The organism is Maribacter arenosus (assembly GCF_014610845.1).
GTDB lineage: Bacteria > Bacteroidota > Bacteroidia > Flavobacteriales > Flavobacteriaceae > Maribacter_A > Maribacter_A arenosus.
Genome location: NZ_JABTCG010000001.1, coordinates 1038062 through 1051051 on the forward strand (window position 1 = coordinate 1038062; position 12990 = coordinate 1051051).

At 41.2% G+C, this 12990-nt stretch carries 15 protein-coding genes; 7 read left to right on the forward strand and 8 right to left on the reverse strand.

From position 1 onward, the window contains the following. Position 1: 1 nt before the first annotated feature. The 5 genes from HPE63_RS04520 to HPE63_RS04540 form a co-directional block, all read right to left on the reverse strand. A complete protein-coding gene (locus tag HPE63_RS04520) occupies positions 2-745 on the reverse strand; it encodes a rhomboid family intramembrane serine protease (protein WP_188313022.1) in 744 nt (247 codons plus the stop codon). After that, positions 746-2593, reverse strand: a complete 1848-nt coding sequence (mutL, locus tag HPE63_RS04525; protein WP_188313023.1) for a DNA mismatch repair endonuclease MutL — start codon at positions 2591-2593, stop codon at positions 746-748. Further along, on the reverse strand, positions 2593-2892 hold the full coding sequence (locus HPE63_RS04530) for a riboflavin synthase subunit beta (protein WP_188313024.1): 300 nt from the start codon (positions 2890-2892) through the stop codon (positions 2593-2595). The genes mutL and HPE63_RS04530 overlap by 1 nt, the downstream gene beginning before the upstream one ends. A gap of 119 nt (positions 2893-3011) precedes the next feature. After that, positions 3012-3494: a 6,7-dimethyl-8-ribityllumazine synthase gene (gene ribH / locus HPE63_RS04535; RefSeq protein ID WP_188313025.1), complete on the reverse strand. Its 483-nt coding sequence runs from the start codon at positions 3492-3494 to the stop codon at positions 3012-3014. After that, positions 3494-4261 (reverse strand): tetratricopeptide repeat protein, encoded by a 768-nt coding sequence (locus tag HPE63_RS04540; RefSeq protein ID WP_188313026.1) that lies wholly within the window; start codon positions 4259-4261, stop codon positions 3494-3496. Before HPE63_RS04540 ends, ribH begins: the two co-directional genes overlap by 1 nt. 124 nt (positions 4262-4385) lie before the next feature. Here HPE63_RS04540 and recF point away from each other — a divergent pair, with 124 nt between their 5' ends. From recF to HPE63_RS04555, 3 genes are read left to right on the forward strand one after another with little or no spacing between them, the layout of a single operon-like run. After that, entirely contained in the window at positions 4386-5465 is a 1080-nt protein-coding gene (recF, locus tag HPE63_RS04545; protein ID WP_188313027.1) for a DNA replication/repair protein RecF, read from the forward strand. Position 5466: 1 nt separating this feature from the next. Then, positions 5467-5886 (forward strand): hypothetical protein, encoded by a 420-nt coding sequence (locus HPE63_RS04550; protein ID WP_188313028.1) that lies wholly within the window; start codon positions 5467-5469, stop codon positions 5884-5886. Next, positions 5886-6182, forward strand: a complete 297-nt coding sequence (locus HPE63_RS04555) for a DUF721 domain-containing protein (protein ID WP_188313029.1) — start codon at positions 5886-5888, stop codon at positions 6180-6182. The genes HPE63_RS04550 and HPE63_RS04555 overlap by 1 nt, the downstream gene beginning before the upstream one ends. A 34-nt stretch (positions 6183-6216) precedes the next feature. Here the strand turns inward: HPE63_RS04555 and HPE63_RS04560 are convergent, their stop codons facing one another. Beyond that, positions 6217-6636, reverse strand: coding sequence for a nucleoside-diphosphate kinase (locus HPE63_RS04560; RefSeq protein ID WP_188313030.1), 420 nt, complete (start codon positions 6634-6636; stop codon positions 6217-6219). Positions 6637-7007: 371 nt separating this feature from the next. Here HPE63_RS04560 and HPE63_RS04565 point away from each other — a divergent pair, with 371 nt between their 5' ends. From HPE63_RS04565 to HPE63_RS04580, 4 genes are all read left to right on the forward strand, one after another. After that, entirely contained in the window at positions 7008-8024 is a 1017-nt protein-coding gene (locus tag HPE63_RS04565; RefSeq protein WP_188313031.1) for a DHH family phosphoesterase, read from the forward strand. Continuing rightward, positions 8021-8569: a gliding motility-associated peptidyl-prolyl isomerase GldI gene (gene gldI / locus HPE63_RS04570; protein WP_188313032.1), complete on the forward strand. Its 549-nt coding sequence runs from the start codon at positions 8021-8023 to the stop codon at positions 8567-8569. The genes HPE63_RS04565 and gldI overlap by 4 nt, the downstream gene beginning before the upstream one ends. Before the next feature lie 10 nt (positions 8570-8579). Next, positions 8580-9728, forward strand: coding sequence for a peptidylprolyl isomerase (locus HPE63_RS04575; protein ID WP_188313033.1), 1149 nt, complete (start codon positions 8580-8582; stop codon positions 9726-9728). A gap of 144 nt (positions 9729-9872) precedes the next feature. Further along, on the forward strand, positions 9873-10889 hold the full coding sequence (locus HPE63_RS04580) for a glycoside hydrolase family 5 protein (protein ID WP_188313034.1): 1017 nt from the start codon (positions 9873-9875) through the stop codon (positions 10887-10889). Position 10890: 1 nt separating this feature from the next. Here HPE63_RS04580 and HPE63_RS04585 read toward each other — a convergent pair whose 3' ends face one another. Together HPE63_RS04585 and HPE63_RS04590 are read right to left on the reverse strand one after the other, a co-directional pair. Next, entirely contained in the window at positions 10891-11361 is a 471-nt protein-coding gene (locus HPE63_RS04585) for a CBS domain-containing protein (protein ID WP_188313035.1), read from the reverse strand. 95 nt (positions 11362-11456) lie between these two features. After that, the gene (locus HPE63_RS04590; protein WP_188313036.1) at positions 11457-12917 is read right to left on the reverse strand and encodes an aminoacyl-histidine dipeptidase; all 1461 of its coding nucleotides are present in this window, start codon (positions 12915-12917) and stop codon (positions 11457-11459) included. Positions 12918-12990: the final 73 nt, after the last annotated feature.

The following is a 12990-nucleotide window of genomic DNA, read 5'->3' on the forward strand; positions in this document are numbered from 1 at the left end:
TTTAATTCCAACGGTTTTTATTGAATTGGTTTTTCTTCCAATACCACATCATTATAAAACCGGCAACGGCTCCCCCGACATGGGCAAAATGGGCTATTCCTTGGCCAAATATACCATACCCGGTTACCCCTGAGAATAAATCCAAGCCGATTAATACCGGAATGAAAAATTTTGCTTTGATGGGAATGGGTAAGAAAATAAGGAAAAGTTCACTATTCGGATACGACATCCCAAAGGCGACCAGCACGCCGTAAATTGCACCGGAGGCGCCCACTGCCGGCGTATTATAAGCACTTAAAAAGTTATCTATGGTGCTTTTTGAGGCGATATCATACCAGGCAGGACTGTATTGGCCTCCGGCAATAATTTCCATAACCTGGCTTTTGGCAATTCCCGAATTTACCAATGCCTCCAGCCCTTCATTAAAATAGTAATAGTTCACCCCTGTATGGATCAGTGCTGCCCCAAGGCCTGCCGAAAAGTAAAAAAACAAAAATTTATTCCTACCCCACATCCGTTCCAAAGGCGTTCCAAAGGCCCATAGGGCGTACATATTGAAACCGATATGTGCCAATCCACCATGCATGAACATATGGGAAACCATTTGCCATAATCCAAAATTTTCATTTTTTGGAAACCAAAGTGAAAACCATTCATACATTTGCTCACCGTATAGTGAGGTAGCTACGAAAAAAAGTACATTTAAAATCAATAAATGCTTAATAGCATCAGTCATCCTGCCCATCTAAATAAATTTTTTATCAATATCATTTTCGGTTATGGTTACATATACCGGTTTGTTAAATGGACTCCATCTGGATTCCTTACAAGCAAAAAGATCGTTCACCAATGCCAATTGCGATGCATTGTTCAACACTTCCCCAGTCTTGACCGCCAAGGTCTTCGCCAAGGTTTTAGAAAGTACATCCGTCTGGGAAAAACTATCCTCGACGACCTGCATTTGAAAATCGGAAATCAACTGATCTAACACCATCCCAACCTCACTTTCAGAAACAATGGGCGGCACTCCGGTTATGCATACTTCCTCTCCTTCGATTTTCGAAAATAGAAAACCAACAGTTGTTAGGCCCTCTTTAATATTTTCTAAGACCTCGATATCGGTCTTGGAAAAATTCAACTTCAAAGGAAACAACAATTGCTGGCTAATGGCCTCATCTACGGTAATATTTTTTAAAAATCGCTCATAGAGTACCCGTTGGTGGGCCCTGTTCTGGTCTATGACCACCATACCCGATTTAATAGTGGTGACAATATATTTTCTACGCAATTGAAGTGTTGTCGCAAGGGATTCCAAATTGTCTTGTGAGGTATCGAAAATAGACCCGGTAATCGATTCCGACTCAAATTTAAGGCTACTAAAGCCATCTTCCCGACCCTCAGTGTCTCCCAATCCTTCATAGAGTTTCTCCCATCCTTCGGTACTTTGCTTTTTGTAGGTAGTATTGGGTGATCTTTGAGCTACGTCCTGAAAAGGATTAAACCCCCTATCTACGGTTACTCTAGGCTGAACTGCGTGTTTATCCTTATAATTGTATGGTGTTTCAAGGTTTTGGTCCTGTTCAAAATCCAATGCAGGAACCACACTGAACTGCCCTAGACTATGCTTTATCGTTGATTTAAGGATGGCATATAGCGTATGCTCATCATCAAATTTAACTTCCGTTTTTGTAGGGTGTATATTGATATCTATGGATGCGGGATCAACCTCCAAATACAAAAAGTAACCGGGATAGGCATCCGATTTTATCAATCCCTCAAAGGCCGCCAATACCGCATGATGCAAATAGGGGCTTTTCATAAAACGATTATTCACGAAGAAAAACTGTTCTCCCCTACTCTTTTTGGCAAACTCGGGCTTAGTGATGAAACCGGATATCTTGACCACTTGGGTGTCCTCATTAACAGGAACTAGCTTTTCATTGGTCTTACTGCCAAAAACATGTACGATCCTTTGTCTTTGGTTCGCTTTCGGCAAATTAAAAAGTTCGCTTCCATTGTTATAAAAAACAAAGGCGATGTTCGGATGGGCCAAAGCGACCCTGTGGAATTCATCGGTAATATGACGAAGTTCCACCTGATTCGATTTCAAGAAATTACGGCGGGCAGGTATATTGAAAAACAAATTCTTCACGGACATCGAGGTACCTTTTGGAGCTACACAAACCTCCTGGAATTTGACTTCACTACCCTCGATGCGTATATGGGTTGCCATCTCTTCCTGTTCTGGCTTTGTCTGCATTTCAACATGGGCGATAGCCGCTATGGATGCCAATGCCTCCCCTCGAAATCCCTTAGTGCTCAAGTTAAAAAGATCCTCCGCTTTTTGGATTTTGGATGTGGCATGCCGTTCAAATCCCATTCGGGCATCTGTAGTCGACATTCCTATACCATCGTCGATAACCTGAATAAGGTTTTTACCCCCTTCCTTTACAATAAGTTTTATAGAAGTCGCCCCGGCATCAATGGCATTTTCCAGGAGTTCTTTAACAACCGATGCGGGACGTTGCACCACTTCACCTGCAGCTATTTGATTGGCCACATGGTCTGGCAAAAGTTTTATGATATCCGCCATTATTGATTAAAGAATATGGAGATGTCAAAATCGATAATATAAAGGAAAATAAGAACCAAAACCGCTATGATTACGGTCATACGTATTTTTAAATTTCGGTCCCCTTCCCTCTTAATATCGTCTATGGCCGAATTTAATTTCCCTTTTATTCCTCTAGGGGTATTCACTGTGGTGCGGTATTTATCGAATTTTGGTTCAATCTTGAAGGGATTACCCTTACCCTTATCATCATAGAAACGGGGCTTGTAGTCGAACTTCCTGTTCTTTCCGATCCGTGTTATTTTCCTCAGTATACCCATTATTTTCAAAGTTACTTAAAATCAAAAAATATGCCGTATACGTATTGCCAAAATTTGTTAACAGTACGGCTGATTGAAAAAATCGGGAAATAATTTGGAAAATGCTGCCGAAATAAGCCTTATTTGATAATAGCTGCCATTTTTATGGCCGCAATAGCCGCTTCAGCCCCTTTGTTGCCATGTTTACCCCCACTACGGTCTATTGCCTGTTGCATGGTATTATCGGTGAGCACACAAAAGATGACCGGAGTATCATAAAGTACATTCAAATCCTTGATTCCTTGGGCCGTGGCACTGCATACAAAATCGAAATGTTTGGTCTCGCCTTGTATTACGCTACCAATCGCGATTACAACATCGACATTCTGTGTCGTAATCATTTTTTTTGAACCAAAGATTAGCTCAAAGCTACCCGGGACATTTAAACGTATAATGTTCTCTTTGGTGGCACCACAATCCATAAGTGCTTTATGTGCCCCTTTGAAAAGTCCCTCTGTGATGTCGGCATTCCATTCAGAAACAACAATCCCAAAACGAAAGTTCTTCGCATTTGGGATGGTGGATTTATCATATTCCGATAAATTTTTGTTTGCCGTGGCCATTATTTGGAGCTTTTGGCCATACCTATAAAAGCGTCTATGGTGTTGGCCTCATTCGAAGTAGGAAACTCATCCTTTATCCTCTGGAAATACCCCAAAGCTTTCTCATTTTGCTTTAATTCCAATGCCGTAACTCCTGATTTATAAAGGAATTTAGGGGTTGTAAAGTCATTTTCACTGTGTTTATAGGCACTTTCGTAGAATCCCAAGGCATCCTTAGGCTGGCCTAACTGCATAAAGGCATCTCCCAGACCACCTTTTGCCAAGGCGCCTAAAATATCATCATCCGAGGAAAATTTCTCCAAATAGGCAATTGCATCCTCATACTTGTTCATATCAAGATAAGCCATTCCGGCAGAGTAATTCGCCAAATTGGCCGCTTTTGTCCCTGGGTATTCTTCGATGATATCCAAGTATCCATACTTGCCTTCGGCCCCGTTCAGTGCTAAATTATACAATGAATCCTTGGCTGTATTCGCATTCAAGGCTTGTTCAAAATATTGTTGCGGATACAAAAGCTCATTCGTGGCCTCCGCTTCCTTCGGTTTTTGAATAAACTGGAGGTACGCTAAATATCCCAAAACCGCGATAGCAACAACACCAATGAACCCAAGAATATAATTCTGGTTTTTAGAAACCCATTCCTCGGTCTTCGAAGCACTTTCATCCAAGGTACTAAACACCTCCGCTGTTGTGCTCTCATGCTCATCCAACTTTTGTCCTTCAAGTTTATTTTTAGGTTTAAAACCGCGCTTTTTATATGTTGCCATTGGTAATTTTATTGATCGCGCAAAAATAAAGTTTTTATTGAAATCCGAAGCGGTATTTATTCGTTATTTTTGATATTTCGCGAGATACCCTTGTTCCAATATTAAAAAAACCGAGGTTTCCACCATGTTTCTTAAGAGATTATCGCTCATCAATTATAAAAATTTCGATTCCCAAAACTTCGAATTCGATAGTAAGATCAATTGCTTCGTTGGTCCAAATGGGGTAGGAAAAACCAATGCCTTGGATGCGATTTACCACTTATCGTTCGGTAAAGGATATTTCAATCCGATAGGCTCCCAAAATATACGACATGGGGAAGACTTTTTCGTTATTGAGGGTGAATTCGAAAATTCCGATAGGGAAGAAAAAATCGTTTGTTCCCTTAAGAAAGGAATGAAAAAAATCATCAAAAGAAATGGCAAGGCCTATGACCGTTTGTCAGATCATATCGGGTTATTGCCCCTGGTCATTATTTCACCGGCGGACCGGGACCTTATTATCGAAGGCAGTGATACCCGAAGAAAGTTCATCGATGGGGTCATCTCCCAGTCAGACAAGGAGTATCTAAACACACTGATCAATTACAATAAAGTACTTCTTCAGCGAAATTCACTACTTAAATATTTTGTAGCCAACCATAACTTCGACGCCTCTACACTTGCGGTCTATGATGAACAATTAAATACGTATGGTACGGCCATCTTTGAAAAACGGTTGAATTTCATTAAAACCTTCATCCCCATTTTCAAGGAACAATATAGTGCGATTTCAGGGGACAACGAAGAAGTGATGCTGAGCTATGACAGTAAATTGTTGCACGAAGACCTACTCGGGCTGCTATCCAGGAGCATAGATAAAGACCGCGTATTACAGTACACTAGTGTAGGGATCCATAAAGATGACCTGAATTTTGAGATAGCGGGTCATCCCATTAAGAAATTCGGAAGCCAAGGACAACAAAAATCGTTTCTGATCGCCCTGAAGTTTGCCCAATTCCATTTTTTAAAAGAACAGGCGAAAACCACACCGGTCCTCTTATTGGATGATATTTTTGACAAGTTGGATGAGCATCGGGTCGCCCAAATCGTAGGCTTGGTAGACAATGAGAATTTTGGTCAGATTTTCATTAGCGACACCCATGCCGAACGTACCGAGAATATTGTAAAGAACATACATCAATCCTATAAAATATTTAAATTGTAAGATGAAACGATTATTATTTTTTGGAATCTTTGTGCTGCTGAGTGCATGTCAAAATAAAATCTCCCAGGAAGACCTGACCCTATTGAATGGGTATTGGGAAATAGAAAAAGTGATCATGGCCAATGGACAAACAAAGACATATACGATCAATACCACCGTGGATTATATTGAAGTAAAAGAATTATCCGGATTCAGAAAAAAGGTATATCCCAATTTGGATGGTACTTTCGACACCTCAAACGACGTCGAGAAATTCAACCTTACCGAGAGATCAAACGGCTTTGAAATGCACTATAAAACGAAACTCAGTGAGTGGGTCGAGACACTTGAAGCCTTAAATGAAAATTCCTTTTCAGTGACCAATGCAGATAAGATCACCTATAGTTATAAACGTTTCAAACCTGTCAATGTGCAAAAATAATGGCCAAGCGAAAAAATGACAACCTACCCTTACGGGAAGCCCTAAAGGACTTTATACAAGCAAACAAGCTGCAAAAAGGTATCGATAAAGTAAATGCCCGTGAAGCCTGGGTACAACTTATGGGCAATGGAGTTAACAATTATACCACAGCCATAGAACTCCGTAATGGGACATTGTACGTTTCCTTATCCTCATCGGTACTCCGGGAAGAATTAAGCTTAGGCAAATCAAAAATCATTGAGATGCTCAATGAAGAACTTGGGAACGATTTGGTAAAAAAAATAGTTTTAAGATAAAATAAACCTCCAAGGTTTAAAAGATGTACTACGCTTAGTATATCTCCCGTCCTGAAAAATGAAATGCCCCTTCAATAGCTGCATTTTCATCACTATCGGAACCATGTACGGCATTTTCGGCCATATTGGAAGCAAACAATTTACGAATGGTACCTTCGGCTGCATCCGCAGGATTAGTGGCACCGATGAGTGCCCTGAAATCCTCCACGGCATTTTCTTTCTCCAAGATTGCCGAAACAATGGGACCCCTGGTCATAAATTGGACCAAATCCGAAAAAAAAGGACGTTCCTTATGTACTTCGTAAAACTTTTCAGCATCCCTTTTGTTCAACTGCGTATATTTCATGGCCACGATCTTAAATCCTGCAGAAGTGATTTTCTCTAATATGGCACCTATGTATCCTTTTTCAACCGCATCGGGTTTAATCATCGTAAACGTTCTGTTTGTCGTCATTTGTAAAATTTTGCGCAAAAATACATTTTATTCCTAATACGGCAAGAATTAATAGGATTGTTGCAACTGCCCCGACACCTAATCGCGATTACCCAACTTACTGAATACAATGATTTTCGAGGATAAATCGATTTGTAACAGGCCGTAGCATTGGTCTAGCCTTAAGATCATTTACCTTATCATGTTTTATAAGAACCAAATTTGTTAGATCCCATAGTACTTCAAACGAATTAATTACTTGATTTACAAATTGTTAACAATAGTTAGACTGGCAGTAGCAATAAAATACCCCCCTATTTTGGTTATAGGTCTACTATCTAAAAATAATCTAATATGAGGAAAGTCCGCACTAGATTACTATCTTTGCGCGCATGAATTTAGAGGACATAAACGCGGTAAGCAATCTACTTTCCAAACCCCAGAACATAGTTATTGTTCCACATAAGAATCCAGATGGTGATGCGATCGGTTCTACCTTGGCTTTATGGCATTACCTTAAAACTAAAGGGCAGAAAGTTCATATTGTTGTCCCGAACGATTATCCTAAATTCTTAAAATGGATGCCAGGCCATGAACAGATCCTGAATTTTGAAAAGGAGAATTCACAAGCCAAGGCATTGATCGAGGAAGCCACGGTCATATTCACCTTGGATTTCAACCATTTGGGTCGTATAGGGCAAATGGAAGCCATCCTTAATGATAGTCAGGCCACCTTTATCATGATCGATCATCATCAGGCCCCATCTGATTATGCCCATTATATGTATTCGGATGTGAGTATGAGTTCAACCTGTGAGATGATCTATAATTTCATAGAGTTCTTGGGCGATGACGAAAAAATAAATCCGGAAATGGCCATCTGTCTATATACGGGTATCATGACAGATACAGGTTCATTCAAATATACTTCAACAACCAGCAGAACACATAGGGTCGTGGCTGCGTTGATCGATAAAGGCGCAGAAAATACAAAAGCACATAATCTGGTCTATGACACGAATACGCCAAATCGATTGCATCTGTTAGGCTGTGCCCTAAAGAACATGGTTATTTTAGAAGAATATAATACGGCCTATATTACCCTTAGCCAGGATGAATTGGAAACCTATGGGTATCAGAAAGGGGACACTGAGGGCTTTGTCAATTACGGACTCACCCTTCACGGTATCTTTTTCGCGGTAATATTCATTGAAAATAAGGAAGAAGGTATCGTAAAAATCTCGTTCCGCTCCGAGGGTGAATTCTCGGTGAATGAGTTTGCCAGAAAACATTTTAATGGCGGTGGCCATACCAATGCTGCCGGTGGGCGTAGTGATGTCTCGCTACAAGAAACCATCGAATATTTTGTTTCAATCTTAAAAGAATACAAGGCACAATTAAACCCATGAGACAACTACTTTTCATTTTAATGGCTATTGCATTCGTAGGTTGTGGAGGCCCTGAGCCAAGACGCCCGGTACAAATAAAAACCGGTAGTATCAATGCCTCCATTGAACGTAGTAAAAAACTTTTGGCGTTGGAAGAAGGTGCGATCCAGGAAATCATCAAAAGGGATTCCATACACGACTACAGTCATAGCAGTACTGGAGCTTGGTACTACTATACCCAGAAAAATGAGACGGACACCTATACCCCCCAGCCCGATGACCTGGTTACCATGACCTACACTGTCATGGGATTCAATAACGATACCATTTACTCAATGGATGATATCGGGATTTTCAAGTACAAAGTAGACAAACAAGAGCTTTTTCCCGGATTACGAAATAGCATCAAAATATTAAAGGAGAAAGAAACGGCCACATTCCTATTTCCTTCTTCCTTGGCCTATGGATACCATGGGGACAACAATAAAATCGGGGTCAATGTTCCGTTAAAAGTAACAGTAACCCTTTTACAGATCGAAAAACAACAAAATAGTATTCAAAATTAAACCCATTATAATGAAAAAAAACGTGCTTTTCCTACTGACCCTACTTGTAGCGTTGGTCAGTTGTAAATCGAGTAAATACACGGATTTGGGCGATGGCCTTTTTGCTGACATCCAAACCACCAAAGGTGATATCGTCGTTAAATTGGAGTACCAGAAAACCCCGGTTACCGTAGCAAATTTTGTGTCCTTGGCAGAAGGTAAAAGTCCTTTTGTAAGTGAACAATACAAGGGTAAAAGATATTACGACGGTGTAATCTTTCATAGGGTTATGAAAGATTTTATGATTCAGGGGGGCGATCCCACGGGTTCGGGAACTGGAAATCCAGGGTACAAATTCAAAGATGAGTTCAATGACTCCTTAGTGCATGATAAGAAAGGGGTTTTATCTATGGCCAATGGTGGCCCAACAACAAATGGTAGCCAGTTCTTTATCACCCACAAAGCTACCCCTTGGTTAAATAACGTACACACAGTATTTGGCGAAGTCATTAGAGGTTTGGATGTGGTTGACTCCATTGCCAATGTGGCCACCTCCGAAGCTCCTCAAAAAAATAAGCCCGTTGTCGATGTGGTCATGAATACCGTTGAAATTATTCGAAATGGAAAAGAGGCCAAAGCATTCGATGCTGTGCAGGTGATGACCGATTATTTCGATGCCGAGAAAAAGAGGTTGGCGGAAGAAGAAAAGGAAAACCAGGCCAAACAAGCAGCTTTTGACAAGATGTTGCCCGAATTTGTATCGGAATTGGCCGCAGACAAAAAGAAAGCCAAAGCCTTCCCATCGGGATTACAGCTTTTGAACCTTGTTGAAGGTTCTGGGGAAAAACCGAATATTGGTAACCAGGTGAAAGTCATTTATGCAGGATATTTGGAAGATGGGACCCTTTTTGACAGTAATGATGAAGCGGTGGCCAAAAAGTTCCTCAAATTCAATGAAAGAAGAAAGATGGGACGTGGCTATGAGGCGGTACCTATGCTTTATAGTCCGGAAGCACCATTATTCCCCGGATTTAAGGAAGCGCTTTTAACCATGAAGGTAGGCGATAAAATTCGTGCATTCATGCCTCCACATTTAGGATTGGGTGAAAGCGGTAGCGGACCCATCCCCCCTAATTCAAGTTTGATATTTGATATCGAAATAACAGGTGTCGTCGAATAATCGATAAAATTAAGAACAAAATTACCCCTAGGTCTTGAAAAGGCTTAGGGGTTTCTTATTACATGTTGACATATCGGTAATTCTAGATTGCCCGTATTGTTATACCTTTATTGTCGATTATTGTCGATCAAAAAAGGTTCCCTTATGAAAAATAGATTCTTCTTCCTCATTTTTTTCCTTGGCGCAATGGTTACGGGCTCCTGTAGCAAACCAAAAACGACCCCTGAACAAGAGGTGGTTCCTACCTCCATTGTTGAAACACATGGACAACTGTCTATTGAAGGTAACAAGATTTTAGACGAGGAAGGAAATCCCATACAATTAAGGGGTATGTCGCTCTTTTGGAGCCAATGGATGGGACAATACTATACCAAAGAAGTCGTTCAGTGGCTAAAAAGAGATTGGCAATGTACCGTTGTCCGCGCATCGATGGGCGTAGACGAAGATGGGGGGTATCTCTTTAATAAAGAGGTTGAAAAAGCAAAAATATTCACGGTCATCGATGCCGCCATTGCAGAGGGTATCTATGTAATCGTCGATTGGCATAGTCATCATGCCGAAGATTTTACCGAGGAGGCCAAAACTTTTTTTTCCGAAGTGGCGCAAAAATATGGGGACAAACCAAATCTTATTTATGAAATCTATAATGAACCTTTGGAGAATGTTTCGTGGAACGAGGTATTAAAACCCTATCATGAACGAGTCATCGGGGCCATTCGGGAACATGATGTGGACAATATTGTTATCTGTGGTACACCGTCATGGTCACAACGTGTAGACGCGGTCATCGGAAATGCGGTCGAAGATAAGAACGTCGCCTATGCCCTACACTACTATGCAGCTTCCCATAAAGAAGAACTGCGGAGTTTGGCCCAACAGGCCCTCGACGCCAATTTGGCCCTTTTTGTCACTGAGTTTGGAGTTACCGAATATACGGGCGATGGTTATGTCGATGTGGCAGAAACCAATTCTTGGTGGGATTTTTTGGATGACCATCAAATATCATGGTGCAATTGGTCTATTGCGGATAAGGAAGAGAATTCAGCTGCACTACTACCTAGGGCCAGTGCAATGGGAGGTTGGAAAGCAAGTGAGATTACCCCAGCAGGTTTGTTGGTTCGGGACGAATTAAAAGCTAAAAATCCGAATTACGACGATTAAATCACTTTTTCCAATTCTGCGATTTCATCATTATGGTCGCTTTTAGAATATCTTTCTGCGATATTTGCCCGACCAACTTACCGTCCTCAACAATAGGAAACCGTCTGCGTTTGTCGTTCAGGAATTTATTCGCTGCATCAAAAATGTTCATTTCACCATCGATGGTCTCAACATCTTTCACCATACGGCTTTCAATCCTATCATCTTCCGGAGGCATGTTATAATACCTGCTCTCGCTGATATGTTTAATACAATCCCCCTCGGATATGATCCCTACCAACTCATTCTTATCATTGACCACGGGACCACCCGAAATTTTATTGCTTATCAAAGAATCGATTACCTCTTCAACCGACTGATCGGGCCTAAACGTAATTAACTTCGTGCTCATGAAGTCTTTCACCTTAAAGGGAATATCTTCTTCATTCGATTGTTGGTTCTTTCGTGCCCCTTGAAAACTTTTAATACCCATAACAATTTATTTTGCAATTACTTAAAGTTAATAAAATTTAAATAGCAGACCCTGAAGATTGTGTTAATTCGCATTTGGACAAACGCAAAAATGAGCTACCGCTTTGGAATATCCTTTAAAATTTCTAGGACGAATCCCCAATATTTTTGAACTGAGGAGATGCTCACACGCTCATCCGGGGAATGTGCCCCTTTAATGGTCGGACCAAAACTGATCATATCCATATCCGGGTAGTTTTGACCTAAAATACCACATTCCAAGCCGGCATGGCAGGCTACCACTTGGGGTTTTGCCCCGTAAAGGGACTCGTATTTACGTTCCAAGACCTTTAATATGGCCGAATCTGGATTCGGGTTCCAGCCTGGATAATCCCCACTGAATGATACGGTACAACCGGCCAACTCAAATGCCGATTTAAGCGCATTCGCCAGATCCATTTTAGCCGAGTTCACCGAAGACCTTGTTAGGCACCCTATTTTTATTTGTCCTTTCCTTACGATAATGCGGGCGATATTGTTCGACGTTTCGACCAAATCAGGAATGGCTGCACTCATGGCATAAACCCCATTATGGGCCGTATAAATAGCCTTAACCAACTTTTCTTGTAAACCTTTTGGCATCACTTTAGCAGGTAGATCCGTCGTGGACATCGTAATTGTCAAGTCCGGCTCATTCACAGACAGCTCTGCCTTGATCGTATCTGCCCATTTCTTGAATGAGGCTTCAAATTTTGTGGTTTGGGCCTTGTTCACTGTTATTTTCGCAAAACTCTCGCGGGGTATAGCATTCCGTAAACTACCCCCATCAATTTCAGAGAGCTGAATATCGAATTCTTCCATGGCATTGAAAAGCAAACGGTTCATTATCTTATTGGCATTGCCCAATCCCTTATGGATATCCATACCGCTATGCCCCCCATTCAAATTTTTTACCGTTAGTAAAAAACCCACACCATCGGTACTGGGAGTTTCTTCCGTATAGCTTTGAAGGGCCGTTACATCAATTCCTCCTGCACATCCTATATCGAGTTCATCATCATCCTCCGTATCGAGATTCAACAAAATCTCCCCTTCCAATACCCCTGCCTGTAGGCCCATAGCCCCTGTCATGCCCGTTTCCTCATCAATGGTGAACAAGGCCTCGATAAAAGGATGGGGTATATCCGTACTTTCCAATAATGCCATGATGGTAGCAACACCCAAGCCGTTATCAGCTCCTAAGGTGGTACCCTTAGCCTTTACCCAATCTCCGGAAACGTACATTTTTATTCCTTCCGTATCAAAATCAAAATCGGTATCCGCATTTTTTTGATGCACCATATCGAGATGGGATTGCAGGGTAATCTTTTTACGATCTTCCATACCTGCGGTGGCCGGTTTTCGAATAATGACATTACCAACGTCATCGGAAAAGGTTTCCAAGCCAAGCGATTTGCCAAAATCCAACATAAACCGAATCACCCTTTCCTCCTCTTTCGAAGGTCTTGGTACTTGATTTAAATCAGCGAATTTATTCCATACACTTTTTGGTTCCAACTGTCTAACTTCTTTGCTCATACTTTTTTGATTTGTTGTTCAAAAATACGTTATAGCCAGCAACTTTAGGGTATTAATCCCTATTTTTGGCCTA

What these genes read in the sequence shown, in the direction of transcription:
- HPE63_RS04565 (WP_188313031.1), top strand. Translation starts at nt 7,008, where the DNA reads ATGAATTTAGAGGACATAAACGCGGTAAGCAATCTACTTTCCAAACCC.
- gldI (WP_188313032.1), top strand. Translation starts at nt 8,021, where the DNA reads ATGAGACAACTACTTTTCATTTTAATGGCTATTGCATTCGTAGGTTGT.
- HPE63_RS04555 (WP_188313029.1), top strand. Translation starts at nt 5,886, where the DNA reads ATGGCCAAGCGAAAAAATGACAACCTACCCTTACGGGAAGCCCTAAAG.
- HPE63_RS04540 (WP_188313026.1), bottom strand. Translation starts at nt 4,261, where the DNA reads ATGGCAACATATAAAAAGCGCGGTTTTAAACCTAAAAATAAACTTGAA.
- HPE63_RS04560 (WP_188313030.1), bottom strand. Translation starts at nt 6,636, where the DNA reads ATGACGACAAACAGAACGTTTACGATGATTAAACCCGATGCGGTTGAA.
- HPE63_RS04590 (WP_188313036.1), bottom strand. Translation starts at nt 12,917, where the DNA reads ATGAGCAAAGAAGTTAGACAGTTGGAACCAAAAAGTGTATGGAATAAA.
- HPE63_RS04520 (WP_188313022.1), bottom strand. Translation starts at nt 745, where the DNA reads ATGGGCAGGATGACTGATGCTATTAAGCATTTATTGATTTTAAATGTA.
- HPE63_RS04580 (WP_188313034.1), top strand. Translation starts at nt 9,873, where the DNA reads ATGAAAAATAGATTCTTCTTCCTCATTTTTTTCCTTGGCGCAATGGTT.
- recF (WP_188313027.1), top strand. Translation starts at nt 4,386, where the DNA reads ATGTTTCTTAAGAGATTATCGCTCATCAATTATAAAAATTTCGATTCC.
- HPE63_RS04585 (WP_188313035.1), bottom strand. Translation starts at nt 11,361, where the DNA reads ATGGGTATTAAAAGTTTTCAAGGGGCACGAAAGAACCAACAATCGAAT.
- mutL (WP_188313023.1), bottom strand. Translation starts at nt 2,593, where the DNA reads ATGGCGGATATCATAAAACTTTTGCCAGACCATGTGGCCAATCAAATA.
- HPE63_RS04575 (WP_188313033.1), top strand. Translation starts at nt 8,580, where the DNA reads ATGAAAAAAAACGTGCTTTTCCTACTGACCCTACTTGTAGCGTTGGTC.
- ribH (WP_188313025.1), bottom strand. Translation starts at nt 3,494, where the DNA reads ATGGCCACGGCAAACAAAAATTTATCGGAATATGATAAATCCACCATC.
- HPE63_RS04530 (WP_188313024.1), bottom strand. Translation starts at nt 2,892, where the DNA reads ATGGGTATACTGAGGAAAATAACACGGATCGGAAAGAACAGGAAGTTC.
- HPE63_RS04550 (WP_188313028.1), top strand. Translation starts at nt 5,467, where the DNA reads ATGAAACGATTATTATTTTTTGGAATCTTTGTGCTGCTGAGTGCATGT.